The sequence below is a fragment of the Listeria cornellensis FSL F6-0969 genome, assembly GCF_000525855.1.
Lineage (GTDB): Bacteria > Bacillota > Bacilli > Lactobacillales > Listeriaceae > Listeria_A > Listeria_A cornellensis.
The window spans coordinates 1-25408 of the sequence record NZ_AODE01000048.1; the positions used below are offsets into that span (position 1 = coordinate 1).

At 38.5% G+C, this 25408-nt stretch carries 30 protein-coding genes and 2 pseudogenes; 29 read left to right on the forward strand and 3 right to left on the reverse strand.

The features are described 5' to 3' along the window. From PCORN_RS17675 to PCORN_RS15970, 5 genes and pseudogenes are all read left to right on the forward strand, one after another. A partial coding sequence (locus PCORN_RS17675) for an immunoglobulin-like domain-containing protein (RefSeq protein WP_241433218.1) occupies nt 1-460 on the forward strand: 460 nt, incomplete at its 5' end. 170 nt (nt 461-630) lie between these two features. After that, nucleotides 631-900, forward strand: coding sequence for an ACT domain-containing protein (locus PCORN_RS15955; RefSeq protein ID WP_036082409.1), 270 nt, complete (start codon nt 631-633; stop codon nt 898-900). Nucleotides 901-912: 12 nt separating this feature from the next. After that, nucleotides 913-2268, forward strand: a complete 1356-nt coding sequence (locus PCORN_RS15960) for a PFL family protein (protein WP_036082411.1) — start codon at nt 913-915, stop codon at nt 2266-2268. Between the two features lie 377 nt (nt 2269-2645). Further along, nucleotides 2646-3101, forward strand: a complete 456-nt coding sequence (locus PCORN_RS15965) for a MarR family winged helix-turn-helix transcriptional regulator (RefSeq protein WP_036082413.1) — start codon at nt 2646-2648, stop codon at nt 3099-3101. After that, nucleotides 3101-3468 (forward strand): annotated as a pseudogene (locus tag PCORN_RS15970) (DUF1304 domain-containing protein). Before PCORN_RS15965 ends, PCORN_RS15970 begins: the two are co-directional and overlap by 1 nt. 22 nt (nt 3469-3490) lie before the next feature. On the opposite strand, the gene PCORN_RS15975 reads toward PCORN_RS15970, so the two are convergent. Beyond that, nucleotides 3491-4462, reverse strand: coding sequence for a LacI family DNA-binding transcriptional regulator (locus PCORN_RS15975; RefSeq protein ID WP_036082414.1), 972 nt, complete (start codon nt 4460-4462; stop codon nt 3491-3493). A 158-nt stretch (nt 4463-4620) separates the two neighbouring features. Here PCORN_RS15975 and PCORN_RS15980 point away from each other — a divergent pair, with 158 nt between their 5' ends. The 6 genes from PCORN_RS15980 (at nt 4621) to PCORN_RS16000 (ending at nt 11141) form a co-directional block, all read left to right on the forward strand. Next, nucleotides 4621-5955, forward strand: a complete 1335-nt coding sequence (locus PCORN_RS15980) for a 6-phospho-beta-glucosidase (protein ID WP_036082415.1) — start codon at nt 4621-4623, stop codon at nt 5953-5955. Between the two features lie 489 nt (nt 5956-6444). Beyond that, nucleotides 6445-7806 (forward strand): PTS sugar transporter subunit IIC, encoded by a 1362-nt coding sequence (locus tag PCORN_RS15985; RefSeq protein WP_036082416.1) that lies wholly within the window; start codon nt 6445-6447, stop codon nt 7804-7806. Between the two features lie 450 nt (nt 7807-8256). Continuing rightward, the gene (locus PCORN_RS15990) at nt 8257-8412 is read left to right on the forward strand and encodes a hypothetical protein (RefSeq protein ID WP_241433219.1); all 156 of its coding nucleotides are present in this window, start codon (nt 8257-8259) and stop codon (nt 8410-8412) included. After that, on the forward strand, nt 8412-8591 hold the full coding sequence (locus PCORN_RS17970; protein WP_241433220.1) for a DUF3188 domain-containing protein: 180 nt from the start codon (nt 8412-8414) through the stop codon (nt 8589-8591). The genes PCORN_RS15990 and PCORN_RS17970 overlap by 1 nt, the downstream gene beginning before the upstream one ends. Before the next feature lie 15 nt (nt 8592-8606). Then, entirely contained in the window at nt 8607-9035 is a 429-nt protein-coding gene (locus PCORN_RS15995) for a DUF3284 domain-containing protein (RefSeq protein ID WP_036082419.1), read from the forward strand. Between the two features lie 216 nt (nt 9036-9251). After that, the gene (locus PCORN_RS16000; protein WP_036082421.1) at nt 9252-11141 is read left to right on the forward strand and encodes an LTA synthase family protein; all 1890 of its coding nucleotides are present in this window, start codon (nt 9252-9254) and stop codon (nt 11139-11141) included. Nucleotides 11142-11226: 85 nt separating this feature from the next. On the opposite strand, the gene PCORN_RS16005 is transcribed toward PCORN_RS16000, so the two are convergent. Together PCORN_RS16005 and PCORN_RS16010 are read right to left on the reverse strand one after the other, a co-directional pair. Further along, entirely contained in the window at nt 11227-11427 is a 201-nt protein-coding gene (locus tag PCORN_RS16005; RefSeq protein ID WP_036061193.1) for a cold-shock protein, read from the reverse strand. 196 nt (nt 11428-11623) lie between these two features. Next, nucleotides 11624-12327: pseudogene (locus PCORN_RS16010) on the reverse strand (Crp/Fnr family transcriptional regulator). 544 nt (nt 12328-12871) lie between these two features. Between PCORN_RS16010 and PCORN_RS16015 the strand changes: the two are divergent. From PCORN_RS16015 to PCORN_RS18785, 18 genes are all read left to right on the forward strand, one after another. Continuing rightward, nucleotides 12872-13108 carry a hypothetical protein gene (locus PCORN_RS16015; protein ID WP_036082425.1) on the forward strand — a complete coding sequence of 79 codons (237 nt, stop codon included), beginning with the start codon at nt 12872-12874 and terminating at the stop codon, nt 13106-13108. 206 nt (nt 13109-13314) lie between these two features. Beyond that, a complete protein-coding gene (locus PCORN_RS21445; protein WP_420912044.1) occupies nt 13315-13524 on the forward strand; it encodes a helix-turn-helix domain-containing protein in 210 nt (69 codons plus the stop codon). A gap of 24 nt (nt 13525-13548) precedes the next feature. Next, nucleotides 13549-14211, forward strand: a complete 663-nt coding sequence (locus tag PCORN_RS16020) for a Crp/Fnr family transcriptional regulator (RefSeq protein WP_036082427.1) — start codon at nt 13549-13551, stop codon at nt 14209-14211. Nucleotides 14212-14263: 52 nt separating this feature from the next. Continuing rightward, entirely contained in the window at nt 14264-14767 is a 504-nt protein-coding gene (locus PCORN_RS16025) for a DUF4352 domain-containing protein (protein ID WP_036082429.1), read from the forward strand. A 180-nt stretch (nt 14768-14947) separates the two neighbouring features. Then, nucleotides 14948-15316, forward strand: coding sequence for a glycosyltransferase family protein (locus PCORN_RS16030; protein WP_036082431.1), 369 nt, complete (start codon nt 14948-14950; stop codon nt 15314-15316). Then, nucleotides 15313-16023, forward strand: a complete 711-nt coding sequence (locus PCORN_RS16035; RefSeq protein ID WP_036082434.1) for a glycosyltransferase family 4 protein — start codon at nt 15313-15315, stop codon at nt 16021-16023. The genes PCORN_RS16030 and PCORN_RS16035 overlap by 4 nt, the downstream gene beginning before the upstream one ends. Nucleotides 16024-16025: 2 nt before the next feature. Next, the gene (locus PCORN_RS16040; protein WP_036082437.1) at nt 16026-17345 is read left to right on the forward strand and encodes a UDP-glucose dehydrogenase family protein; all 1320 of its coding nucleotides are present in this window, start codon (nt 16026-16028) and stop codon (nt 17343-17345) included. Between the two features lie 17 nt (nt 17346-17362). Next, nucleotides 17363-17956 carry a sugar transferase gene (locus PCORN_RS16045; protein ID WP_036082438.1) on the forward strand — a complete coding sequence of 198 codons (594 nt, stop codon included), beginning with the start codon at nt 17363-17365 and terminating at the stop codon, nt 17954-17956. Further along, nucleotides 17922-18632, forward strand: coding sequence for an acetyltransferase (locus PCORN_RS16050; RefSeq protein ID WP_051999557.1), 711 nt, complete (start codon nt 17922-17924; stop codon nt 18630-18632). Before PCORN_RS16045 ends, PCORN_RS16050 begins: the two co-directional genes overlap by 35 nt. A 340-nt stretch (nt 18633-18972) precedes the next feature. Continuing rightward, a complete protein-coding gene (locus PCORN_RS16055) occupies nt 18973-19671 on the forward strand; it encodes an SDR family NAD(P)-dependent oxidoreductase (RefSeq protein WP_036082440.1) in 699 nt (232 codons plus the stop codon). A 4-nt stretch (nt 19672-19675) separates the two neighbouring features. Then, a complete protein-coding gene (locus PCORN_RS20990) occupies nt 19676-19951 on the forward strand; it encodes a Rossmann-fold NAD(P)-binding domain-containing protein (protein WP_277620227.1) in 276 nt (91 codons plus the stop codon). Between the two features lie 20 nt (nt 19952-19971). Continuing rightward, a complete protein-coding gene (locus PCORN_RS16065; protein WP_051999558.1) occupies nt 19972-21396 on the forward strand; it encodes a polysaccharide biosynthesis protein in 1425 nt (474 codons plus the stop codon). 7 nt (nt 21397-21403) lie between these two features. Continuing rightward, the gene (locus tag PCORN_RS16070) at nt 21404-22327 is read left to right on the forward strand and encodes a Rossmann-fold NAD(P)-binding domain-containing protein (RefSeq protein ID WP_036082442.1); all 924 of its coding nucleotides are present in this window, start codon (nt 21404-21406) and stop codon (nt 22325-22327) included. Nucleotides 22328-22388: 61 nt separating this feature from the next. Continuing rightward, nucleotides 22389-23003 (forward strand): hypothetical protein, encoded by a 615-nt coding sequence (locus PCORN_RS19130; RefSeq protein WP_149024398.1) that lies wholly within the window; start codon nt 22389-22391, stop codon nt 23001-23003. 17 nt (nt 23004-23020) lie between these two features. After that, entirely contained in the window at nt 23021-23689 is a 669-nt protein-coding gene (locus tag PCORN_RS16085; RefSeq protein ID WP_149024399.1) for a lipid II flippase MurJ, read from the forward strand. A gap of 332 nt (nt 23690-24021) precedes the next feature. After that, nucleotides 24022-24645 (forward strand): glycosyltransferase family protein, encoded by a 624-nt coding sequence (locus PCORN_RS20550; RefSeq protein ID WP_241433221.1) that lies wholly within the window; start codon nt 24022-24024, stop codon nt 24643-24645. A 77-nt stretch (nt 24646-24722) separates the two neighbouring features. Then, nucleotides 24723-25139, forward strand: coding sequence for a glycosyltransferase (locus PCORN_RS20555; RefSeq protein ID WP_241433222.1), 417 nt, complete (start codon nt 24723-24725; stop codon nt 25137-25139). Nucleotides 25140-25180: 41 nt separating this feature from the next. Then, nucleotides 25181-25402, forward strand: coding sequence for a hypothetical protein (locus tag PCORN_RS18785; RefSeq protein ID WP_051999559.1), 222 nt, complete (start codon nt 25181-25183; stop codon nt 25400-25402). Nucleotides 25403-25408: the final 6 nt, after the last annotated feature.

The following is a 25408-nucleotide window of genomic DNA, read 5'->3' on the forward strand; positions in this document are numbered from 1 at the left end:
AGCATTTGGCCAAGCCTTCGATCCAATGGCAGGCGTGAGCGCAGAAGACTTAGAAGATGGCGATATCACGAGCCAAATCCAAGTCATCAGCAACGACGTGAATCCAAATGTAGCAGGCATCTACCACGTGACGTACAGCGTAACAGACAGCGACGGCAATGAAACACAATTCACGATCACTGTCATTGTTGGCGCACAACCAATCGTACCCGTAGATCCAATCACACCAGTGGCGCCCGCTGTTCCTAAAACACCAGCGAAACCAGCAGCACCAAGCCCGAGCGTGAATCTAGCACCATCCGCAAGCCCGGTTGTCCCAGTGAAAGTGGTACAACCAACAAAAGCAGTACCGACTAACGCATTACCAAAAACAGGTGATAGCGACACTACTACATCCACTGTTCTTTTTGGAGGCTTATTAGCCGCACTTGGCGCGCTTTTCTTGCGTAGAAGAAAATAAGGATATAGCAAAAGTAGCACAAACGCGATTCTAGACGTGTTTTGTGCTACTTTTTTGTTATTATAAGAAACCATAATACACACTCAAGTTTTTATTTTCAAAAAATTAGTGAAATTCAGCATGATAAGTAGTATAATAGAATCTATCAAATTAAAAGGAGCTGGATTTATTTGAAAGCAATTTTAACAGTTATTGGGAAAGACAATGTTGGGATTATCGCTGGCGTCAGCAATGAGCTTAGCGAACTCGAAATCAATATTTTAGACGTATCGCAAACGATTATGGATGGCTATTTCACCATGATGATGATGCTTGACCTCAGTACGACGATAGAGGCTTTTGACGAGGTAAAAGCACAGCTTGCAAAAAAAGGAACCGATCTGCAAGTCAAAGTCAGTATTCAACGCGAAGAAATATTCAATTCGATGCATAAATTATAAGGAGGTAGGGATATGGAGACGAAACAAATATTAGAAACAATTCGAATGATTGAAGAAGAAAAATTAGATATCCGAACGATTACGATGGGGATTTCACTACTTGATTGTATCGATAGTGATGGCGAAAAAGCGCGTGCAAAAATATACGAAAAAATTACTACATATGCAGAGAAACTAGTCGAAACAGGCGAACAAATTGAGTCTGAATTTGGGATACCAATCATAAATAAACGGATATCTGTGACGCCAATCGCGATTATTGCAGGAGCTTCCGCAGATAAAGATTACGTTGCCTTTGCCAAAACACTAGACGAAGCCGCTAAAACAGTAGGTGTCAATTTTATCGGAGGATTCTCGGCTTTAGTTGAAAAAGGATACACAAAAGGCGACGCGATTTTAATCCATTCCATACCAGAGGCACTAGCACAAACCGAGCGAGTATGCAGCTCAGTAAACATCGGTTCCACACGTACCGGAATCAACATGGACGCCGTTCGCGATATGGGCGAAGTCATCAAAAAAACCGCAGAATTAACAGCAGACACACAAGGGCTAGGTTGCGCAAAACTCGTCGTATTCGCGAATGCAGTAGAGGATAACCCATTCATGGCAGGCGCTTTCCACGGGGTTGGTGAAGCAGATTGCGTCATTAATGTTGGAGTCAGCGGACCAGGTGTTGTCAAACGAGCCATTGAAAAAGTAAAAGGTGAGAGCTTTGATAAAGTGGCTGAAATGGTCAAACAAACCGCATTTAAAATCACACGAATGGGCGAACTCGTTGGGCAAGAAGCATCCAAACGCTTAGGCGTACCGTTCGGCATTGTCGATCTATCACTTGCACCAACCCCAGCCGTCGGAGATTCCGTCGCGCATGTCCTAGAAGAAATGGGCCTTGAAACCGTTGGGACACATGGAACAACCGCGGCACTCGCACTCCTAAACGATGCCGTAAAAAAAGGGGGAGTCATGGCTTGCGGTCACGTCGGCGGACTAAGTGGCGCTTTCATCCCAGTCTCCGAAGATATCGGCATGATCGAAGCGGTTAACAACGGTTCTCTGAATCTAGAAAAACTAGAAGCAATGACTGCAATTTGTTCCGTAGGTCTTGATATGATCGCGATCCCAGGTGACACACCAGCAACGACAATTGCCGCCATAATCGCCGACGAAGCAGCAATCGGAGTTATTAACAATAAAACCACAGCTGTTCGCCTAATTCCGGCAGAAGGAACAAAAGTTGGAGATATGGTTGAATTTGGTGGTTTGCTTGGAACTGCTCCAGTTATGAAAGTTAATAAAAATTCATCCGCAGAATTCATTGCCCGAGGTGGAAGGATACCTGCCCCTATTCACTCCTTCAAAAACTAGCGTGACGAGCGAAGCTAGGAACACTCATTGTTGGAGTTGTTCGAAATGAAATGAGTTACAACAACAATATGCATATGAACAGAGTGAATCTGCCAACCTTAAACCCTGTGCTCCGGGGTTCTTCTGCGCAAGTGAGCTACGCATAACTTCTCACATGGTCAGAGATACCTGTTTTCAGTCAACGTACAAATCGTACGCTCCACTCCGGTGCTCGGCTTTGCCTAGCATCTAAGTACTCCTAGCTACGCTCCAGTTCGTTAGTGTATTCGAAAAATACCGGTTTTTCAATGTACTAAACCCAAAAGGTTGCATCTCATCCTAAAATAGTTCATAATAGAACTATACCGAACGGAACTAATATCAAAGGAAGTGGTTTTTTGTCGAATTTACAACAAGCAGGAGATGTTATCAAGGCGGTCGTCAGCATCAACAATACACTCGTGCAGATTACAAGGCAATATGAATCAGAGCTTGGCTTGACGTTTTTACAGTTGGCGATCGTGAATACCATCAGTTTCCACCAAGGCGGAACGCTCAAACAAGTATCAGAACAACTGTCCCTATCAAAAAGTACCGCAAGTACCCAAGTCGACCAACTCGTCGTCAAAGGTATCATTCACCGGGAAACCTCTAAAACAGATCGCCGAGAAACAATGCTTAGCCTAACCAAACAAGGCACCGAAGCCGCCAAAAAAAGCATCATGATTTTACCATTCTACCAAGCGACCACAGACCAACTCGCAACAAAAGACCCCGAGGATGTCCAAAACCTCATCGAAACACTCGAGCAATTACTAGAACGACTACAAAACCTAAAAGGAGAGAAAAGATAATGGCGATTTTAACTACTATTTTCATTCTAATCGTGGCACTACTACACTTTTATATTATGTACTTCGAAATGTTTGCCTTCACGAAACCAAGAACATTAAAGACGTTCAATATGACAAAAGAAAAAAGCCGAGAACGGGAAAGAACTTGCGGCGAATCAAGGTTTGTATAATGGTTTTCTAGCAGCAGGCCTTGTGTGGAGTCTCCTATACCCAGATACGACCATAGGCCTCCAAATCGCCCTTTTTTTTCCTAAGCTGCATCGTAATCGCAGCACTTTACGGAGCGGCCACCGTATCCAAACGCATCTTTTTTGCACAAGGAATACCCGCCATCATCGCTTTAATCCTAACACTCACCATAATATGAGCAACAAAAACGACATAAAACCTCATGTCGTTTTTCGCGCCACCAATTGAAATTCCAATTCCTGTAAAGGTTCATCCTTATCATCCAGCTTATTCGAAATAATCCGAAACGCATTCTCAGCCTGCAAATCAATCGGATAATGAATCGTAGTCATATCAAACAACCGCGCCACATTATTCGTATCATCAAAACCAACAACCGCCACATCCTCAGGAACTCGAATCCCAATCCGTCGCGCCTCCGCAATGAACCCCGACGCCAAATAATCCGTCGGGCACAAAATCGCATCCGCCTTCACATCCTGCGCCAACCACCAATGCGCAATCTCCTCCCCATGCGTAATCCGCCCCTTATTATAAAAATGCTCCATCTCATTCGGATCAAGCCCATACTTCTCGCAAAAATCAGCAAAAGCCCGCATCCGACCACGCGTATTTTTTCCAGACAATCGTCCATAAATATTCACAATTCGGCGGTACCCCTTGGCATACAAATGCTCCAAACCAAGCATATATCCATCATATTGATCCATGAAAACCGAATCCACTTTTTGCAATTCAACCCGTTCCCAAGTAACAATCGGTCCGTACTTCGCATAACCCTCAATCACATCCCAAGGACTCGCCCGCAATACAAAAACAAGCGCATCCAATTGCTTATGCCGCAACATTTCAAGCGCTTCCAGTTCCCGCGCCTGATCCCCATTCGTCACAAACACAGTCACATTATATCCCTCACTCTGCGCCGCCATCGAAAAACTCCGCAGAAAAACCCCCATTGAACTATCAAACGTCAACGCCACAATCCCAAGCATCATCGTTTTTCCCTTTTTGAGAGAAACTGCATTTCGATTCGGCGCATAATCAAGCTGGTCCACAATCTTTTGAACCCGCGCCCGCGTTTCATCACTCACATAACCACGTCCACTCACAACGCGAGAAACAGTCGCCGCAGAAACCCCAGCCAATTTTGCGATATCCTGAATATTTGCCATCCAATCCAACTCCTCACATACCACTCTAGTATACATCAATTTTTAGCCTAATCAAAAAGTTTTTAAATAAACCTTGACCTGTAATGCATTACATACACTACAATGAAGACGAGCAGAAATAAGAAAACGCTTCATAAAATCTCAGGAGGTATGTATAAATGAAAAAAGGCGTAAAAATCGTTACCATTGGCGGAGGGTCAAGCTACACTCCAGAACTAGTAGAAGGATTTATTAAACGTTTCGATGAATTACCAATCAGAGAATTATGGCTCGTCGATATTGAAGCAGGCCGTGAAAAATTAGAAATCGTTGGCGCAATGGCAAAACGCATGGTACAAGCAGCAGGAATTGACTGCGAAGTACACTTAACACTCGATCGCCGCGCCGCATTAAAAGATGCAGACTTCGTAACCACCCAATTCCGCGTAGGCTTACTTGACGCACGTATTAAAGATGAAAGTATCCCGTTAAGTCACGGAATCATCGGACAAGAAACAAACGGAGCAGGCGGTATGTTTAAAGCATTCCGTACTATCCCAGTTATTTTAGGAATCGTAGAAGACATGAAAGAACTATGTCCAAACGCGTGGCTTATCAACTTTACCAACCCAGCAGGAATGGTAACAGAAGCCGTTCTTCGCTACGGGAAATGGGAAAAAGTCATTGGTCTATGTAACGTTCCGATTGGTGCAATCAAAAGTGCATCCGACGTCCTCAAAAAACCAGAAGAAGACCTATTCTTCAAATTTGCAGGAATCAATCATTTACACTGGCATCGCATTTTCGATAAAGACGGCACAGAGCTAACAGAACAAGTTATCGACGGCCTATACGCACCAGACGCAAACCCAGAAAAAGTCGTAGAAAACATCAAAAACATGCGTTTCCTATATGAACAAGTTCGCAATCTAAAAATGTTGCCATGTCCATACCACCGTTACTACTACATGACAGACGACATGCTAGCAGAGGAACTGGAAGCATTCAAAACAGAAGGAAGTCGTGGTCAAGTTGTAAAACGCTTAGAAGAAAGCCTATTCGAACTATACAAAGATCCCAATCTAGACCATAAACCAGAAGAACTATCCAAACGCGGTGGCGCACATTATAGTGATGCAGCCTGTGAAATCATCAATTCCATCTACAACAACAAAGGCACAATGATGGTTGTTTCCACACGCAATAACGGAGCAATCGATGACGTTCCTTATGATAGTGCAATCGAAATTACGAGTGTTATCCGAGCGCACGGAGCAGAGCCGGTCAATTTTGGGAAATTCCCGCCAGCACAACGCGGTTTACTCCAAGTGATGAAAGCGATGGAAGAACTAACAATTGAAGCTGCAGTTACAGGTAGTTACGATACAGCACTACAAGCATTCACGCTGAACCCACTAGTTCCAAGCGGCGACATCGCCCAAACGGTCCTAGACGAATTATTAGAAGCACACAAAGAGCACTTACCGCAGTTCTTCACAAAAGTAGAGGCATAAAATAGCCATCAGAAAGCACACAAGTCATTGCGATTTGGGTGCTTTTTATGTAATCTAATTTCGTGAAAATAAATAGATTGTGAAATATAATTACATGATGGAAATATACCCAATACTTTAAAAGTCTATACATACCAAGTGTGTACGGCGTTTTTTTCTCTTTACACAGAACTATTCTATGTGTGTAAACGCTTTACTTTCACAAAAAAACCTAGTCGTATGAAGCGCTTCCAGTATATTTTATCACTTTTAAAAAACTTGGCACGCTTTTTGCAATATAGTTAAGTGAATCCATAAAACCTTAATCCGAATACGAGAGGAGGACATCCCTAGCCATTCATAGGTCGCATGGAGGTTGTTCGCATTCAAACACTAAAGAAGCCAACAAATCAATAAACTCGGAGGCAAAAAAAAAGGGTATCCGTTTAAGCGAGTTTATATGATGAATGCCGATAAACCACAAATCGTTTCAAAATAGGGAGGATAATTATGAACGGACTAACTAATTTTTTAGAAAAGTATTTCGTACCAGTTGCAGCTAAAATCGGCTCGCAAAAACATTTAGTTGCGTTACGTGATGCATTCATTTCAACAATGCCTATCACAATGGCCGGCTCAATCGCAGTTCTTTTAAATGCATTTTTCAGGGATTTCCCAACGTCATGGGGTTGGACAGGATTTGTCGAAGCCATGCAGCCACTTATCGGTGTCAATGGATATGTTTGGGCAGCGACTCTTGCAATCGTTTCCTTAGTATTTTCGGTCTCATTAGGTTATAACTTATCGAAAGTGTATGAAGTTGACCGCTTAGCCGGTGCACTTGTTTCACTATCAGCATTCGTTATGAACCTGTCACAAACAGTAGCTGTCGATCCAATTAAAGCAGCAATATTAGCAGCTGATCCAAAAGCAGACGTATCAGCAATTCAACCAGTCTGGGGATTCCTTGATCTAAATCAAGTGAATGGTACTGGTTTGTTTACAGCCATGTTATTCGGTTTTATTTCTACTATTATCTATGCAAAATTAATGCGTGCTAACATCACTATCAAAATGCCAGAATCCGTACCGCCAGCAGTAAGCAAAGCGTTTGCAGCGATCATTCCTGCATTAGTAGCCCTTTACATCTGTGCGATCATCGACTGGTCATTTGTTAAAATTACAGGTCTTGACGTTATCACATGGATTTCTAAATCAATCCAAGAACCGCTACTTGCCCTGTCACAAGGTTATGGCGCAGTGTTGCTCGTAACATTCCTAGTTCAATTACTATGGTTCTTCGGTATTCATGGACCAAACGTACTCGCTCCAGTTCTAGAATCACTTTGGGGTACAGCACAACTTAACAACATTAACGAAGCCGCAAAAGGTATTTCAGGTTCCGATCTTCCATACCAATGGGTTCGTGGATCATTCGACGCTTACGTATGGATGGGTGGATCAGGTGGTACACTAGTACTTATCATCGCCCTACTTATGTTCTCTAAACGAGCGGACTCCAGAACAGTTGCAAAACTATCACTCGGGCCTGGTATATTCAATATTAATGAGCCAATCATGTTCGGTTTACCGATCGTATTAAACTCAATCTATCTAATTCCATTTATACTAGCACCAATGATAATGGTAACAGTTGCATACTTTGCGACAACATTAGGTCTTGTTGCACCAGTTAAAATAGCCGTGGTTTGGGTAATGCCACCGCTGATAAACTCGTTCCTTGCAACAGGAGGAGACTGGATGGCACCTGTCATATCGCTCATAAATATGGTAATCGCCTTCCTAATCTGGGTACCGTTCGTTATTACAGCGAACAAGGTTGGTGTTCCAGAAGAAGAAATGAAAGCCTAATTGTTTTTCAGCGGAACGAAGTGGCTTTGTTTAAGATCAAGGTATAAAAGATTAATTTTTTTAGTGAACTTGAGATATGACTCGAGTTAGGTCGCAATGCGGGAAATCTTGCTTTTGAACGAAGAGCCTGAATTTTGACTTAACGCAAATCGAGCGAAAGCGTTTGTATTCCGGGAGTTTTGTAGAAGCCGGAAGCGGAGCATACGATTGTATGTGAGAACTGGAAGTCTGCAAAACTTTCGGAATACGAGCGCTTGTCGCCGATTTATTAGGAGAGCAATCGAAAACTTCACCATTATGTGAAATCGTGTTTAGAAAATTCTTTACACTCCACACACCAAAAAAGTATAATAGAGGTAATACGTAGAAGGAGGTAATGAAAATGATCGTAATTAGTAGTCCTATGAAACGAGATTTTTTTTGTAGAAACGTTAGAGAAGTATAATGAAAATGGTGTCACTTTTAAAAAAGGTGGACGAAAAAGGGATAAAATTATACTTCGAAACGAGTGCTGATGATGAAGAAGCTGCGGTTAGAATCGCGAAGGATGTTATGAAAGCAACGGATATCGGTGCTGTTCTCTACTTCCAGGTTACTGTGGAGTAATGATGAAAAGTGCATCAAACGGACTATTTATAATGAGCCTTGGTTTAATTATTATCGTGTTCAGTCCTTCCATGGGTGGTAACTCGACTAATTTGCCAATGATGTTTACTGGAATTTTAGTAGTAGTTTTAGGAGCTTTAATGGTTTTCCTGAAAAAGAAGAAAGACAAGAATTCATAAAAGGGAGATGGCGTTATGAACGTTTCCAAGAAATTATACATCTCGCAAAAAGAATGTTTTCATACCATTGCAAAATCAGTTATCTATGATGTCAAACAATCCACAGGCAAAAATCTACCGATGCAAAAGTTAAAAGGACTGAAGTATCGTCGGAAAATGTCTAATGGAGCGGCTGCAGAAACTCAAATTACCGAGTTTCAGTTCCCAAATATATATCAATTCGAAACAACGAATCGCGTAAATCTTCACCGGACAACCTATACGGTCACCGAAATTAGTGATCATGTCTGTGAAGTCACATATAAAGAAGAAATTGAAGCTGAGAAGTGGATGCAGAAAATGAATAATATGTTGGTAGGTACCATTTTCGCATTTTTGAGGAAAAAAAGGGTAACGCGTTTGCTGAAAGCCATGGAAGATTCAGTGATTACGGCAAGCAAATAAAAGGGGATCATCAGGCGGTATTACCCCAATAATTGTGGTATCCCAAGTACCATCAATAAGAAATATCGCTTTTTGATATAGAGCAAGAGCAGTGAGGCATGTCTCGCTGCTCTTGCTCGTGGTGTTTGTACTCTATTTTTCACTATAGTATAATACATAAGAAAGATGAAAATGGAAAAAACATAGCTTTTTAGGCTACAGAGGAGATTTATTATTATGACTGCACCAGAAAAGAGAAAACAACCAAAGCATCCATATCTAGTTAGGTCGCTCAGAACACTTGGACTTGGGCTCGTTCTATCCGTTATTTTGCACATATTACTCGATGCATCGCTCAGTGGCTTCAACTTATCAGCTACTTTCGAAATGATCAAAACATATCCGATTCCATTTTTACTAGGAATCTTAGTTCTTATGTTAGTGTATTTATTCCTAATCTCGCTCATTGGAAACGTGTGGGCAAGCAGTACTGTCTTTGTTGGTACCTCTATCGTTGTAGCTTTTGCGAACAACCAGAAATTCTTAGAACGTGGCGAACCGCTTTACCCTCAGGAATTTGAAATGATCACACAATGGCGCTTCATGCTCTCGATGCTCTCCACTTGGCTCGTGATACTGCTATTCTTTGGAATCGCCATCATCATTGCCATCGCTTGGATACTTGACCGCTACTCCCGCAAAATTTCAGCTAAGTACTACGGTCGTGATTTCAAATACTGGGATCGCAAAACACTTATTATTCGAGGGGCAGGGCTCGTTTTTAGCGGCGTTCTATTGTTCTCACTTACTAACTTCCAAAGCTCTGATAATTGGCTCAGAAAGGCGTACAACATTGATGCGCAATGGAAAGACGTCGATCCAAAAGAAAGCTATCAACAATATGGTTTTGTTGGAGGTCTCATTTACAGCGCTACAGCAAACATCATGGACAAACCAGTCAATTATACAGAATCACATATTAAAGATATCGCTAAAAAATACAGTCAACTCGCAGACCAGATCAATGAAACTCGCCAAAATAAACCAATGGATGACGTCAATATTGTGTACGTTATGAGCGAAAGTTTCAGTGATCCAACACGATTACACGGCGTAACGACCTCGTCAGATCCAATTCCAGAAACTCGCAAAATTATGGATAAATACCCGTCCGGCTACAGTTTGTCACAAGGATATGGTGGTGGTACAGCCAATATTGAATTCGAGGCTTTGACAGGACTTTCTATGTATAATATTAACCCACAAATTACATCACCATATCAGATGTTCCTGTATCAAAAAGAAAAGTTCCCATCCTTGGTTAGCTCATTAAAACAAAATAACTACGAAACAATCGCGATACATCCATTCAAGCCGTCCTTTTATCGACGCACCGATGTGTATAATGCGCTAGAGTTCGATAAATTCATCAGTCGAGATGAGATGAAGCATACAGAAACGCTAGATGACAGTGAATATATTTCAGACGCGTCGGCTTTTCAAGAGACTTTGGACCAACTAAAAGCAAATAAAACATCGACCTTTATTCATCTCGTTACCATGCAAAATCATATGACATACTGGGATAAATATGTTAATACGATAGGCGTAGAAGGCGTACCAGAGAAAAACAAACAAACTGTAGAATCCTACACCCAAGGAATCAAATATTCGGATGACGCCCTAAAAGACTTCGTGACAGCACTCGATAATATGAAAGAAAAAACAATGGTCGTTTTCTGGGGAGATCATTTACCGAGCGTTTTTCCAGAAGAAATAGTAAATCAGAATACGGAGCGAACCATGCACGAAACACCATTATTCATGTACGCCAACTTCGATTTACCAAAAGAAGATTACGGGACAATCAGCCCAATCTACTTTGCTCCCAAAATGCTTGCACTGACTGACAGCAAAGTTTCACCATATTATGCGTTGCTGACAGAAATGAGCAAGGAAGTCCAAGGCCTAGAGAAAAATGTCTTAATAAACGGTGACAACCAAACTATCATTGAAGATCAATTATCTCCTAAAGCTAAAGAATATTTAGAAGACTATAAGCTGATTGAATATGATTTAGTGAGCGGAAAAGGCTATTCAAAGCCGATATTATTTAAAAATAAATAAACGAAAAGGGTATTTCATTGGAAATACCCTTTTCGTTTATCAAAAAAAGAGACTCACAAAAGTGAGTCTCTTTCATCAGCTAAAATTACGCTTTTTCAACGTTAGCAGCTTGAGGTCCACGTTGACCTTCTTCTACGTCAAAAGTAACTTTTTGGCCTTCGTCTAAAGATTTGAAGCCTTCGCCTTGGATAGCGCTGAAATGTACGAATACATCGTCACCGTTTTCGCGTTCGATAAAACCAAAACCTTTTTCGCCGTTAAACCATTTTACTGTACCTGTTTCCATATCTAAATTCCTCCTCGTGCACGCTGGCACATAATATTACTATTCCTGCTTAGCGGTACGAAGTGGAAAGTTATTCACTAATCATTTCTTCACCAACAAAAATAAGTCTAGTTAAATATAACATGCTTTCTTCAATAAAGCAAACAATAACCTTTTATTATCTTCTCTCTATAAGAAAAATAATAAATGAAGGCATCTAAAATGGCTCTGGAAGGTTATCTGCGCCTAATAATTCTTTCAATTTTTTTACATCAGAAATAATCCAAGGTTTCTTATTCGATATTAAAATCTTTTCTTCTCGTAGATGTAATAAAACTTTGGACGTATAACCTTTAGACGTATTAGACAACTCAGCTAAGCGCTCATAAGTGAGGAATTCTGGCAATTCAACCACATTAGTATCTTTATGAAAGCCTAGATCAATTAAGGATAGCAAACTAAAATAAATCCGTTCTTTTGAATTTAGACGATTTATCACAGCTAACGCATACAGTTCTCTGCGAGTGCGCGCCATATAATGTAATAAAATATAATTCCTAGGGTCCTCAAGCAGTAATGTTTGTTTGAGAAAAGAGAAATCAATACGCCACCAAATAACATCTGTCAATGCTTCTAAGCGTGATTGGGTAGGAATATCTTCATTATACAAAGGGAGGAATGGGAAATCTCCAGAATGTATAAAAAAAACTAAATTTTTTCCCAGTCTCACCCTCGTACGTATATTTAACATAGCCACTTTCAATCAAGTAAAGGTATTCTCGTCTTTTTCCATAGACCAATTCTTGCCCCATCGGAAATCTTTCTTCTATACAATGGTGATTAAATTGAGGATCTTTTTTTTAGCAACTTTATAATATTGGAACTCCTTGAAAAATTGTCAATGCTTTCTTTTAAATACATGGTGGCTACCCCCTTCAAGATAAATGTTATACAAAAAGAATATTTAACGTATGTATGTTCATCTAGAACACTGATTTCATAAAAAGAATACTAGTATCGTTGTTATTAAATTGTTCATGAATATCAAAAAAAAACGAGTAAATATAACATAATAGACATTTTTATATGAATCTAGAGGAATAAAATCAAGCGAAAACAGTCATTGAAGTGATAGTCAGCTATAAGAAGTATTGCAATAAAAGCGTTATACTAAGGGTGTTCAAAAACAGCGTAGCTAATGAAAAGCGTTGAGTGCTTAGCATTAGAATAACATACAAGTGACTTTCATGTACATGAATTTACTCAAGGCGTGCGTTATTTCATATGACTTGGAGGAGCAGGAAACATTAGTGAGAAAAATAGTCAAAAAATGCATTTAGAGCAATAATGTAACACAATGTACAAAATTAGTGCTCATAAACAGGAAGTATTGTATTTTTTTTGGAAGTATTCAGTGATAACATACAGATATGGCACTAGATAAAACTAAGAGAGGTGAGCTTTCGTGGCTACATTAGAAAAAGATATTAATTTACAGCAAATTCTTGCACAGTATTATGATAACAATCAGCATTCTAATAATATCCGAATGATGGATGTAAAAAAAGGAGATATTATCTGGGATTTCTCCAGTAAGTCTGATATATGTTTATTCAATGTAAAAGGTATTGTATATTTCGAGGAGAAGATCGTTGTCCCAGCAAAAGAAAAAGACCATACTCAACACTTTTCTACTATTTAAGAATCAATCATGTGATTTAGAATGGCTTTCCATCGATAAAAATGCAGAGAAGTCTTTGATAGCTTTATCAGAGTGCAGAATTATATTGGTTAACAAGTTTTTTTTTAAATCGGCTACTTGAAAATATGTCGAGATCATCTGAGAAGCACCATATAAAATCACAACAAGAAATGTTCAAGCAATTGTTACAAATCAAATCCTACTGGATGCTCTTACCAGCCGAGCAGCGAATATTTGAGGTAATCGCGTGGTGTATTACTTCAAATAATTCCGGTGCTTTACCGAACTGTATTACACAAGAAATAATTGCGAAACTTAGCAATTCAAGTAGAGAATACGTCAACCTAATTTTAAGCAAATTCAAGAAACAGGGTGTGATGTCTCTAAAACCAATAGTTATAACAAAAGTTTTCTAAAGTTTTTGGAAGGAAGTAGTATAAATGAGTACCCTTTTTGCTGAGCTATATAACCGAGAGACTGTGGAAGATCGATTTAATACCGATCGGCTACTTCAGATTTTGAAAGAGGATCCAGTCTATAGAGTAGCATACAAGAAAATGGAAATCCCTAAAAATACGCATTTAAACTCGGCGCATATGCTAGATAATCAGATTCATTTTTTGGAGCAAGGAATTGTTGCTTATGAATATGAAGATCAGATTATATCTTTCTCCAGTGAAGGTGATGTTCTTGGGATGAACGATATATTTTTACTAAGGGCAAGTCAATATAAAGTTAGAACCATTACGGAAACTATTATATATACCTTTTCGAAACAAGGTGTGTTGGATAATATATTTAACATGCAAGAAGGGTGGATTTTTCTATATTTGAATAACCAAAAATACAACACCCTAGTAGCGGAAAAATATATACTTATGCGCCAAATTGGCAAAACGCGGTTGAAAAATATTCTGAAAGATATCGCTGACAAGTACGGTTATCGAGACGGTGATAGGGTTAGAATACCGGAATTTTTTACCAGGAAAGACATTGCTAACTATGCGAATTTAAGTATGAATTCCATGTCTCAAATTTGTAAGATGCTAGAAAACGAAAAATTTTGCGTGATTAAATCAAAACAATTTATTTTATTAAAATAAAAAACAGGAAAGATCCATTGATAATAGTGTGGATCAATGAAAGGACAAAATTATGAAAAAACTAACTAAAATTACAAATACGGCGGCTATATTAACTTGTTCAGCACTTCTTTTGACTGGCTGTGGAAATACTAATGATTCATCATCGCAAGCTACAAAACAAACGGAGACAAAGAAGCAAGATCAAGGTGATTTAAATAAGATGAAAACAACAAAACAACTAGAAATTACACCAACCAAAGTGAGCAACGAAGTATCACCTGAAGAAAATAAAAAAGGAAATAAGATAGTTAAAATCCACTATAAGATTAAAAACACATCAGATAAAGACTTTACCGTAGCAGCCAATGATTTCATTATTAATATTGGTGAGAATTACTATTACATGGGTAGTGGCATTAACTATGCAGATGCAATTAAGCCAGGAGCAACATCAGAAGGTGATGGCTACTATGAAATTCCAAAAGATTATAACGAATTTAAACTGATGTATCAACCACTGAGTAATAAAGAGCGTGCTGCCTGGGATATTATTGTTCCACAAGATAAGAAATAAGGAGCGTCGAGCTATTGAAAATATTATATCTTCATCAATATTTTGCTACACGTAATTCGCATACAGCAACGAGGTCCTATGAGTTTGCAAAGAAGCTCATCGAAAAGGGACACGAGGTATGTATGCTTACGACAGATACATTTTTAACTGGAGATACACCATATAAAGAAGAAAAAAAACGTGAAGTATTATCGTATCGATGGTATTGAAGTCATCGCAATCAAAAATAACTACTCTAATTATATGGGATTAGTGAAACGAGGCTGGTCCTTCTTTTCTTACATGCAACAAGCATACAGAATTGGTAAGAAGTTGACTGGTATCGATATCATGTTTTCTACTTCGACACCGTTAACCATTGCCATACCAACGCTTCGATTACAAAAGAAATTAAAAATCCCCTTTGTATTTGAAGTTAGAGATTTATGGCCAGAAGCTCCAAAGCAAATGGAAGCTATCAAATCTGATTTTATTTTGAATATACTCAGCAAGTTAGAATCAAAAGTTTACCAAAAAGCAGATCATATTATCAGCTATCCCCGGGCATGACGGAGGGAATTATTGAAACCGGCATAGACCCAAATAAGATTACGATGGTATCCAATTTATCAGATCTGAATCTATTCGATCTAGAAAAAAACTATGTGAATGAACAACGAGTATGGCTCAAGGAATTCCAACTGGAAAATAAGTTTTTTCTATTACATTTAGGTGCGATGGGAGAGGCTAATGGGTTGGATTATTTAGTAGAAGCAGCAAAGATATTAAAAGAGAAGAAGCAAGAAGATATCAAAATTGTAATTGGCGGTGACGGGAAAAGCAAGCCAAGATTAGAAGAATACTGTGCTAAGCATGAATTGACAAATGTTATTTTCTTAGGACATGTTCCGCGTAGCGATGTTCCGATGATTACGAGTTTCGCTAATATTACGATGACTTGTTTCAAACCGATACCGATTTTGGCGACAAACTCACCGAATAAATTCTTTGATTCAATGGCGGCAGGTAAGCCAATTATTGTGAATTCAAATGGTTGGACAAAAGATATTGTTGAAAATTATGGTATTGGATACTATGTAAATCCAGAAAAACCGCAAGATTTGGCAGATTTGCTCATAAATTTAGAGACGGAACGAGAACTATTAGCAGAGTTACAACCAAGAATTCGACAAATCGCAGAAGAGCATTACAGTGCGGAGAAACTTGCAAATAAGGTAGAACAAATTTTGGTAGGATCGCTTGAGAGGAGCAAATAATTATGAATATAGTAGTTATTGGTACGGGATATGTTGGATTAGTTACAGGTGTGGCGCTTGCCGAAATAGGACATGATGTTTGTTGTGTTGATATAGATGCGAATAAAGTGGCAAAACTTCAGAAAGCCATTTCTCCGATTTATGAACCAGGTATTGAAGCTTTAATTGAAAAGAATATCGAAGCTGGCAGACTTTCGTTCAGCACCGATTTGAAAAGTGTTGTAGTGGATAGTTCGGTTGTCTATCTAGCAGTTGGTACACCGCAAAAACAAGATGGTTCAGCGAATCTTGACTATATTGAAGAAGCAGCAACGGGCATTGCACAATCTATTAATCAAGATACGGTCGTGGTTGTAAAAAGTACTGTACCTGTTGGAACGAACCATTATTTGAAAGAGTATATACAGAAGCAGACACCGTATCAAATATCGATTGTTTCCAATCCTGAATTTTTAAGGGAAGGTGTTGCAGTACACGACGTATTCCACGGTGATCGCATTGTCCTTGGTGCAGATGATGAGGTAGCTCTTGAAAAATTAGAAATGATAAATCAAGGCTTCCATATTCCAATTTTCAAAACGGGTCTTGAAAGTGCTGAGATGATTAAATATGCCTCTAATGCTTTTTTAGCAACTAAAATTAGCTTTATTAATGAAATTGCTAACATTTGTGAAAAAACTGGTGGTGATATCCGTGAGGTAAGTAAAGGTATGGGAATGGATAGTCGAATTGGAAGTGCCTTTTTACAAGCGGGTATTGGTTATGGCGGTTCGTGTTTTCCTAAAGATACGTTGGCGTTGAATCACATTGCAAAGAATGTAGATTATGATTTCGGCTTAATACAGTCTGTTATTGATGCAAACAAAGCGCAACAATTGAAGTTAGTAAAGGTTCTAAAATCTCATTATAGCGACTTAAATGGAAAGCAAATTGCGCTTTTAGGTGTTGCGTTTAAACCAGAAACAGATGATATTCGTGAAGCTGCGTCAGAGGTCATTATTGAGGAACTTTTACGTTGTGGAGCTAAAGTATCTATTTTTGATCCAGTTGCTTCTGCCAATATGAAGGCTGTTTTTGGAAACAAAATTCATGTTGCGGATACCATTTCGGAGGTTCTGCTTCAAGCGGATGCGGCATTAGTTGTCACAGAGTGGAATGAAATTAAGAATATCCAATTGGCAGAGTTTACATCGCAAATGAATCATCCGGTTGTGTTGGACGGACGATTAGTGTTTGATAAATTGGAAATGAAACAAGCAGGTGTTAGTTACTATTCCGTTGGGACTGGTGAGCTACAAATCAATGAACCAATCTATATTTGAGGGTGAGGTTAAAAGGTATGTTAAAAATTAAAACACTCGTAGATATCATCGTAGCTACCATGACCATCGTTATCTTATGTGTTCCAATGATGATATTGACACTAGTTCTTGCCATTTACTACAAAGGAAATCCAATTTATATGACTCAAAGACCCGGGCTTTACGGAAAAGCATTTCGTTTGTACAAATTTAAATCGATGAAAGAATTATACGACGGTGAGGGCAATCTCTTACCAGACGAACAGAGACTTACACGAGTGGGGAGTCTCTTAAGAAAAACGAGTATTGATGAGTTACCACAATTAATAAATGTTATAAAAGGCGACATGAGTCTTGTTGGGCCAAGGCCATTACTCCTCGAATACAATGATTTATATACCGAAGAAGAACGCAAACGATTAGACATGAAACCTGGAATAACAGGTTGGGCACAAGTAAACGGAAGAAATGAAATCGATTGGAAAACAAAATTCCGAATGGACGTTACGTATGTGACACAGTATTCCTTACTTTTTGACATAAAAATTATTTTGCTAACCATCAAAGTGATTATTAAGAAAGAAGGTGTTAGTCAGGATGGATTTGTTTCGGCAGAGAGATATAGAGGCTAGAAAGAAACTAGTTATTATTGGTAGTGGATCTCAAGGAAGAATGATCCGTAATGTTATTGAGAATTATGATTTAGGATTATCTGTTTGGGGATTTCTAGACGAGCAGTATGAGTCGAAGTTTTTGGAAGATGGCGTCGAACATGGACCTATGTCACTAGCTAAATCGCTCTACCAAGATGAACATATGTCCTTTATTATTGCAATTGGAGATCCAGAAAATAAATTTGAAGTAGCTCAAAATCTTGGTTTCCAAGAAGATCGGTATGCGACAATTATTCACCCTTATGCGTATGTAGATCCTTCTACGCATGTTGGGCACGGGGTATACGTATCGGCAAATGCAACAGTGATGCATCAAGGGCATATTGGAAATCATACTTTTATTTTAGCGGGTGCAACATTGGAGTATGAGACACGTGTTGCAGATTGTGTCCTAATTGCCGCCAATACAACCATATCAGGGAATGTAGCTATTCAGAATCAGGTATTTGTAGGTGCAGGATCTGTCATTACACAAGGAAAAAATATTGGCTCACACACGATTATTGCTGCTAATGCTACTGTTTTAAAGGACATACCTGACCATAGCATCGCCATTGGAACGCCAGCAGTAGTAAAGGTCAAAAGTAGTGAGAAGAGCGCTGTGAATAAGTTGGTTAAATCAGCTACCAAATAAATGTTGTCCTAGAAGAATAATGGGTAACAATAAATACAAATAGGCGAATAATTTCACATGAAAGGTACCATTTTATTTGTTCATTAAGTGTTCATTATTCTATAAAAAAGCAACGTATATAAAATAATGGACATTTTAATGTGCATCTAGAGGAATATCCAAGTACGGAAGTTGCCTTTATAGTAATAAAGGGCTGAAAGATGAAATAATTATGAAGCGTTATACTTAGGGTGTTCAAAAAAACAATGACACCAAAAAGCATAGAAGTACTTATTTAGAGTAATACCAAACTGGATGAGATGAACGAAATAAACCAAATAAATCATTGGAGTGATACACTATGAAAAAAACAGTTTTAGTAACAGGTGGAGCGGGATTCATTGGTTCACATATTTGCAAAATGTACTTGGCTGAAGGATATCAAACCATTTGTGTTGATAATCTGATTTCAGGAAAAGAATCAAATATCGCAGAGTTAATAAATCATCCAGCATTTCACTTTTATAAAATAGATATAGGCAACGAAGCGAAAATGGAGGAGTTATTTATCAAGTTCAGACCTCAAGTAATAAATCATCATGCGGCGCAAAAATCGGTACCTTACTCACTTGAAAATCCAATATATGATTTAGACACAAACATCGGCGGATTGTTGATATTGCTAGCGCTTATTCAGAAGTATCCTATTGAAACGTTGGTATTCGCCTCGTCAGGCGGTGCACTTTCGAAAAAACTAGAAGGTGATGAACGGTCAGCAGAAAATGATACACCGCAACTCATCTCTCCATATGCACTTACAAAATATGCAGGGGAACAATACATTAACATGTACAGTGAAAAATATGATTTTGATTTCACGGTTTTACGTTATGCGAATGTATTTGGGCCGAAGCAAGTTCCAGATGGAGAAAGCGGCGTGGTACCGATTTTCTTGAAGAATTTAAATGAAGGGAAAAAAATCGATATTGATGGCGTATCCAGACATGCCAAGAGGTTGTACGCGAGATTACATTTACGTAGCCGATGTTGTAGAAGCTAACAAATTGGCGACTCAAAAGCCACTAAATAAAGTTGTTAATATCGGTTCAGGAACAGAAGTTGCCATTCTAGATGTTTACGAACAAGTACTTGATATATTCAGGAAATCAGAACCGATTGAAATTGTCGGGCCACGACCTGGCGATATTAGAAGGTCTATACTAGACACGAAAATCGCAGTAGAAGAATTAGATTGGCAAGCAAGATATACACTACGACAAGGTTTACAAGAGTTATTTACATTTAACTTAAATCGGGATAAAGAACTTACATCCCATTGAATACACGAGGAGGAGCGAATATGAAAATGATGAGGACATTAATTATCGGTGCAGGAGCTGGAGGGAAATTTGTTATCGAGCAATTGCAAACAACTAAAAATAGTCGCTACCAGCCAGTTGGTATTTTAGATGACGATAGTCATAAAGTGGATTTGGAATTAGGTGGAGTTCCAGTTAAGGGAAAGTTAACCGACCTACGTAAACTCATCATGGAGGAAGAAATTAAACATGTTATTCTAGCTATTCCAACATTAGGAGTGGTGAGGCAGAGTAAGATTGTTGATGAATTAAGAGCGTATGATGTTACTTTGTTTGTTCTTCCATCAGTATTTTCGACGAGGGAAAGTCAAAAAGTAGCGATTCCAGAATTGGACTACAAAGATTTGATTCAAAATAGATCTGAATTTCAGTTGGACTATAAAGAAATCAAACGTAAGCTTCATAAGAAAACGGTGCTCATCACAGGAGCTGGAGGATCTATTGGTTCTGAAATAGCACATCAAATTTTTAATTGTCAGCCTGAGAAAATTATTTTGTTAGGTCATGGTGAAGGTAGCATTTATCAAATTGATAGTGAATTACAACAGGAAAAAATAATGAAGTCTTATCATTGTGAGATTATACCAGTAATTGCAGATATTCGTGATGAACTCCGTATGACACAGATTTTTAAACAGTACAAGCCAAATATCGTGTACCATGCCGCAGCACATAAGCATGTTCCTTTGATGGAGAATAATATTCACGAGGCTATCAAAAATAATATTATCGGTACGTATAACGTCATTCAGGCTAGTAAGCAATATGCCGCAGAAGAATTTGTGATGGTATCAACAGATAAAGCTGTGAATCCTAAAAATATAATGGGCGCTAGTAAACGATTAGCAGAGAAATTAACACTGGAAAATGATGTGACAAGTAAAACCGTTTGTAATGTTGTTCGCTTCGGTAATGTTCTAGGCAGTCGGGGCAGTGTTTTTCCAAAACTATGGACACAAATTCATCAAGGTGTTCCGCTAACGATAACAAATCCAGAAATGAAGCGATATTTCATGACGATTCCTGAGGCGAGTAAGCTCGTTATTTCAGCAAGCATGCTAAAACAAAGAAACGCTATTTTCGTGTTAGATATGGGCGAGCAATTAGGATTATCAAATATGGTTGATCAGTTAATCGAACTTTCCGGGAAAAATAAACGGGATATCAATATCGAATACGTTGGCGTTCGTCCAGGCGAGAAAATGGAAGAAGAGTTATTTAATCAAGAGGAACTCTCGAGTAAAGTGACTGACAAAATGTATGAAGGAAGTTACTATACGAGTGTCAGAGAGCTAGATAATATCAAGCATTTAATGAGAAAATATACAACGATTGAGCACGAAACTTTACGCAGTTTACTGTTGACATTAGCCAATACGCATAACGCGTTACAAGAAACGATGTGAAGAGAATATGGAAGCATTGATTCGTTTGAAACAAAAGAAATTAGCAGATTATCAATATATGATTTTAACTTCAACGGCCAACAAGACTAATGCTAATCAAATTTTACCAGATCGTTTAAGTTCAGAAGGCTCTATTTTAAACATTCAAGTAAGCACAGATGAATTCGCTACTACAGTTTTACGATTGATTGATGGTGTTATTCCACATATTTTTATTGATGTGGAGCGTAAACAAGCGATTCATTTATGGGACATTGCAAGTAAGATCTGCCACGACTCGGCAATTCATCCATTGAAGGCTAATGATGTGACCGTGGATGCAGCTATGAGCATTGTTATTAAAGAACTACAAAGTAATTTTGAACAAAGTACTATCCTGATATATGGAACAGGTAATTTGGCAACAAAAACGGCCTTGAAACTGGCGGAGCTAGGCATGCAGGTCACGCTCGCTGGTAGAAATGATTCAAAAGTGACTCGAATCGTGCAGGTTCTGAATGATATTTTACCAAGTTATACACCATGGCCCATTCAGATTTTTCAAGAGGATAGAACTGACAAGATGGATGTAATTATCTCCGCTATATCTGCCCAAAAAGTTCTAGGTGACGCATGGTTAAACTATTTACAGCCTGATGGTTTTGCACTAGATATGGGGTTAAACAATTTTTCAGAGCAATTTATAGATAAAATACTACTATCAAAGCGTGCGCTATACCGCGTAGATATTCAGGCGAAGATTGGTACAGCAATTCTAGATTTGAAAACAGAAGATTACTTTTTTAGCAAAATTCGCGGAAAGATAAAATGGTCGGATCAAACAGCTGTAGCGGGTGGCATTATTGGTAATGAGAATGATGTCGTTCTAAATAGGGCAACACCGCCATATGTAGTGATTGGAACTTCAAATGGTACTGGTGGACTGAAGTAGGATATCAAGATAATGAAGGAAGGCGAACAGGCGATGAGAAAGCAAGTTCCAGTACACACTATTGAAGAAAATTAGATTCTATCAGACTTTTTCTATTGTTATCATTCTTACGATGGTCGTCCAAGTAATCTCTTTATTACGAACGACTGCATTGGCTAACAACTTCGGGATAAGTAATGACATGGATGCTTTTAATTTTGCTAATACAGCAATGGTTTGCTTAGTGAATATTATGGGGCCTTCTGTTGCAACAGTTCTTATTCCTTTCTTGGCGAAAATGAGAGACAGTGTTGGAGATAGGAATGTACTAAATACGTATATTACAGCTATTATGTCAATCACATACATCCTTTTGTTGACCTATTTTATAATCGGTAGCATTTATTTCTTCGCGGGAAACTCGAATAGCGGGCTTACTTTTCAAGAATTAACCTTTTTATTGACCTTTATTTTAGGGGTTGCTCAGTATACAAGGCTTATTTCGGCGATTCAAACGGCTTACCTACAAATGGATAGTAAGTTTATCATTATCAAAGTAGTGGCGATGATTTCAGCAATACTTAGTTATATTTACATTATTATTACGCCAAACTTAAGTATTGTGGAAGCTGCGATATGTATCGGCCTATCTTATGTTGTAGAGTGTGTTGGCTTGATTTTTAGCAACAAAAAATAAAAAAATATAAATACCAAGTGAAATTTAAGTGGGCTGATGCTGAATTTCGTAAATTAATGCGATTAACTATCCCTGTAACACTCAATTCTATTATTTACCAAGTTACTGTATTGTTACCTAATATATTGGCTCGTTTTTTCGGGGAAGGTTATATCTCTACCATGGTTTATGCGAATCAAATTATTAGTATCATGCAAACTTTGATTATTATAAATTTAATCTCGATGCTCTACCCTACATTGACGCGTAGCTTTAATAAAAGCATTGAAGAGGCGAAAAAGAAACTTGTCTTGTTTATAAATGGTTCGAATATATTAGTAATACCAATGATTAGCGGCATGATTATGCTAGGTGGGTTAGTCGTAAAAGTACTGTTCGAACGAGGTAATTTTACACATGAGTCTACTATTATAGTCTGGCAGTTTCTTATTTTCCTAAGTTTAGCACTACCATTCGTGGTTATTCGAGAGTTTATTTTTAAAGCATTTTACGCGATGGGCGATACCAAAACTCCCGTCAAAAACTCCTTGATTGTAATTATTATTCAAATTATATTCTTATCGGCAGGCTCCTTTTGGATTGGCGTTTATGCAATCATGCTTTCCCCTCTACTTGCAGCCGTATTATCAACCATTCTTGGCTATAGAAGTTTGCGGAAAAAAAATCGGGTCACTCGGGAAAAATAGCGAGCTGATAAAGCAACATCTAGTAATAATTTTTAATTCACTGGTTATGTGTGGCGGTATTTGGGGCGTTATGCAAGTCGTTCATTTCAATACCATTGTCAACCTGATGATTTATATCTGCGTAGGACTAGTGATTTATGGGATATGTGTCCTGCTCACACAAAGAAAGTATGTCAAAACATTACTAAATAATCGTTTAAAAAATAAAACTAATAGAGGATGAATCCAACTTGAAAGTACTATTTCTAATCTCTTCATTTCCTAAACTATCCGAAACATTCATTTTAAATCAAATCACAGGACTTATCGATAGGGGCATAGAAGTTGAAATTTTGTCTTGGAATAAAGTTTCTAATAAAAAAGACCATGCAAAAGTATCTGAATACAATTTACTTGAGAAAACACATTTTCTAAACTTCCCGGCGAGTAAGTCAAAGCGCTTAGCTGGGGGTATGAAGATATTTTTGAAACAAGTGTGGCGCTCGCCAAAAGCAGTTTTTAACGCTTTGAATTATAAAAAATATGGAAAAATGATTTTCACAACGCGTTTCCTGTACGCCCTACCGTACTTTATTGAGAAAGAACAACACGATGCGGTTGTTTGTCACTACGGTCCCAATGGAAGTGTGGCAGCTTTTTTGAAAGATCAAGGAGTGCTTCCAGAGAAAACATGTGTCTTTTTCCACGGTCATGACATTACTTCGTTCATAGAAAAACGTGGCAGTGACGTCTACAAGACACTACTAAATTCAGATATTGAATTATTACCAGTAAGCGAATTATTTGCTGATAAACTTCTAAAAATTGGCGCTGACTCTAATAAAATTCGCGTCCATCATATGGGCATCGATTTAAATGAATACAGCCTTGTTTCACTAGCACCACTTGGCGATACCATGAAGTTCCTTTCTATCGGGCGTTTGACAGAAAAAAAAAGGCATGGATGTAGCAATTAAAACAATGGCCGAATTAAAAAAAACAAGGTCATCGAGTTTCCCTAGATATCATTGGGGAAGGCGAGTTACGTGCTGAAATGGAAGCTTTAATCGAAGCAGAACAGTTAGAAAACGAAGTAAAACTCATCGGCTGGCAGTCGCAATCTGAAATTAATCAAGCTATTCAAGAAGCAGACATGATGATTCAACTCAGCAAAACAGCAACAAACGGTGATAAAGAAGGCATTCCAGTTGTGTTAATGGAAGCTATGAGCCGTGGTAAGCTAATTATTTCAACAGAGCATAGTGGCATCCCAGAGCTGATTGAAGATGGTTTCAGCGGTTGGTTAGTACCAGAGAACAATGTTGCAAAATCAGTCGAAAAAATAGTAGAAGTCAAAAATAACCCAGATAACTGGCTTCCGGTATCACTTAATGCCAGAGCGAAAATCAATGAACAATTTAATATTATGACGTTAAATGACCAATTAGCAACATATTGTAGTACAAAATAAGATAATTAGGAGGGATTGAAATTAGAAATCCAAATAAAGTTATGATGGCTAGTTCCGTCCACGTATGGAGCGATACAAGGATTTATTTTAAGGAAGCGAGAACACTTGCGGAACAAGGCCTAGAAGTTGATTTTTATGCGATAGATTATCCAAGTGAAAAAGTCGATGTCCAAAATTTGACGATGCACTATATGAAACCGCAAAAAAAGACATCGCCGCTTTGTACATTGGCGCTACCTTTACAACGAAATGATCCAGTCTGATGCGAT

Excerpts from the sequence above, each read along its gene's own strand:
- PCORN_RS16050 (WP_051999557.1), top strand. The coding sequence starts at position 17,922 with ATGGATTTGTTTCGGCAGAGAGATATAGAGGCTAGAAAGAAACTAGTT.
- PCORN_RS16065 (WP_051999558.1), top strand. The coding sequence starts at position 19,972 with ATGAAAATGATGAGGACATTAATTATCGGTGCAGGAGCTGGAGGGAAA.
- PCORN_RS16020 (WP_036082427.1), top strand. The coding sequence starts at position 13,549 with ATGAGTACCCTTTTTGCTGAGCTATATAACCGAGAGACTGTGGAAGAT.
- PCORN_RS16040 (WP_036082437.1), top strand. The coding sequence starts at position 16,026 with ATGAATATAGTAGTTATTGGTACGGGATATGTTGGATTAGTTACAGGT.
- PCORN_RS16070 (WP_036082442.1), top strand. The coding sequence starts at position 21,404 with ATGGAAGCATTGATTCGTTTGAAACAAAAGAAATTAGCAGATTATCAA.
- PCORN_RS15980 (WP_036082415.1), top strand. The coding sequence starts at position 4,621 with ATGAAAAAAGGCGTAAAAATCGTTACCATTGGCGGAGGGTCAAGCTAC.
- PCORN_RS18785 (WP_051999559.1), top strand. The coding sequence starts at position 25,181 with ATGATGGCTAGTTCCGTCCACGTATGGAGCGATACAAGGATTTATTTT.
- PCORN_RS15985 (WP_036082416.1), top strand. The coding sequence starts at position 6,445 with ATGAACGGACTAACTAATTTTTTAGAAAAGTATTTCGTACCAGTTGCA.
- PCORN_RS17970 (WP_241433220.1), top strand. The coding sequence starts at position 8,412 with ATGATGAAAAGTGCATCAAACGGACTATTTATAATGAGCCTTGGTTTA.
- PCORN_RS15995 (WP_036082419.1), top strand. The coding sequence starts at position 8,607 with ATGAACGTTTCCAAGAAATTATACATCTCGCAAAAAGAATGTTTTCAT.
- PCORN_RS15960 (WP_036082411.1), top strand. The coding sequence starts at position 913 with ATGGAGACGAAACAAATATTAGAAACAATTCGAATGATTGAAGAAGAA.
- PCORN_RS16025 (WP_036082429.1), top strand. The coding sequence starts at position 14,264 with ATGAAAAAACTAACTAAAATTACAAATACGGCGGCTATATTAACTTGT.
- PCORN_RS15990 (WP_241433219.1), top strand. The coding sequence starts at position 8,257 with ATGGTGTCACTTTTAAAAAAGGTGGACGAAAAAGGGATAAAATTATAC.
- PCORN_RS16055 (WP_036082440.1), top strand. The coding sequence starts at position 18,973 with ATGAAAAAAACAGTTTTAGTAACAGGTGGAGCGGGATTCATTGGTTCA.
- PCORN_RS16000 (WP_036082421.1), top strand. The coding sequence starts at position 9,252 with ATGACTGCACCAGAAAAGAGAAAACAACCAAAGCATCCATATCTAGTT.
- PCORN_RS20555 (WP_241433222.1), top strand. The coding sequence starts at position 24,723 with ATGGAAGCTTTAATCGAAGCAGAACAGTTAGAAAACGAAGTAAAACTC.
- PCORN_RS21445 (WP_420912044.1), top strand. The coding sequence starts at position 13,315 with ATGCTCTTACCAGCCGAGCAGCGAATATTTGAGGTAATCGCGTGGTGT.
- PCORN_RS16005 (WP_036061193.1), bottom strand. The coding sequence starts at position 11,427 with ATGGAAACAGGTACAGTAAAATGGTTTAACGGCGAAAAAGGTTTTGGT.
- PCORN_RS16035 (WP_036082434.1), top strand. The coding sequence starts at position 15,313 with ATGACGGAGGGAATTATTGAAACCGGCATAGACCCAAATAAGATTACG.
- PCORN_RS16045 (WP_036082438.1), top strand. The coding sequence starts at position 17,363 with ATGTTAAAAATTAAAACACTCGTAGATATCATCGTAGCTACCATGACC.
- PCORN_RS15975 (WP_036082414.1), bottom strand. The coding sequence starts at position 4,462 with ATGGCAAATATTCAGGATATCGCAAAATTGGCTGGGGTTTCTGCGGCG.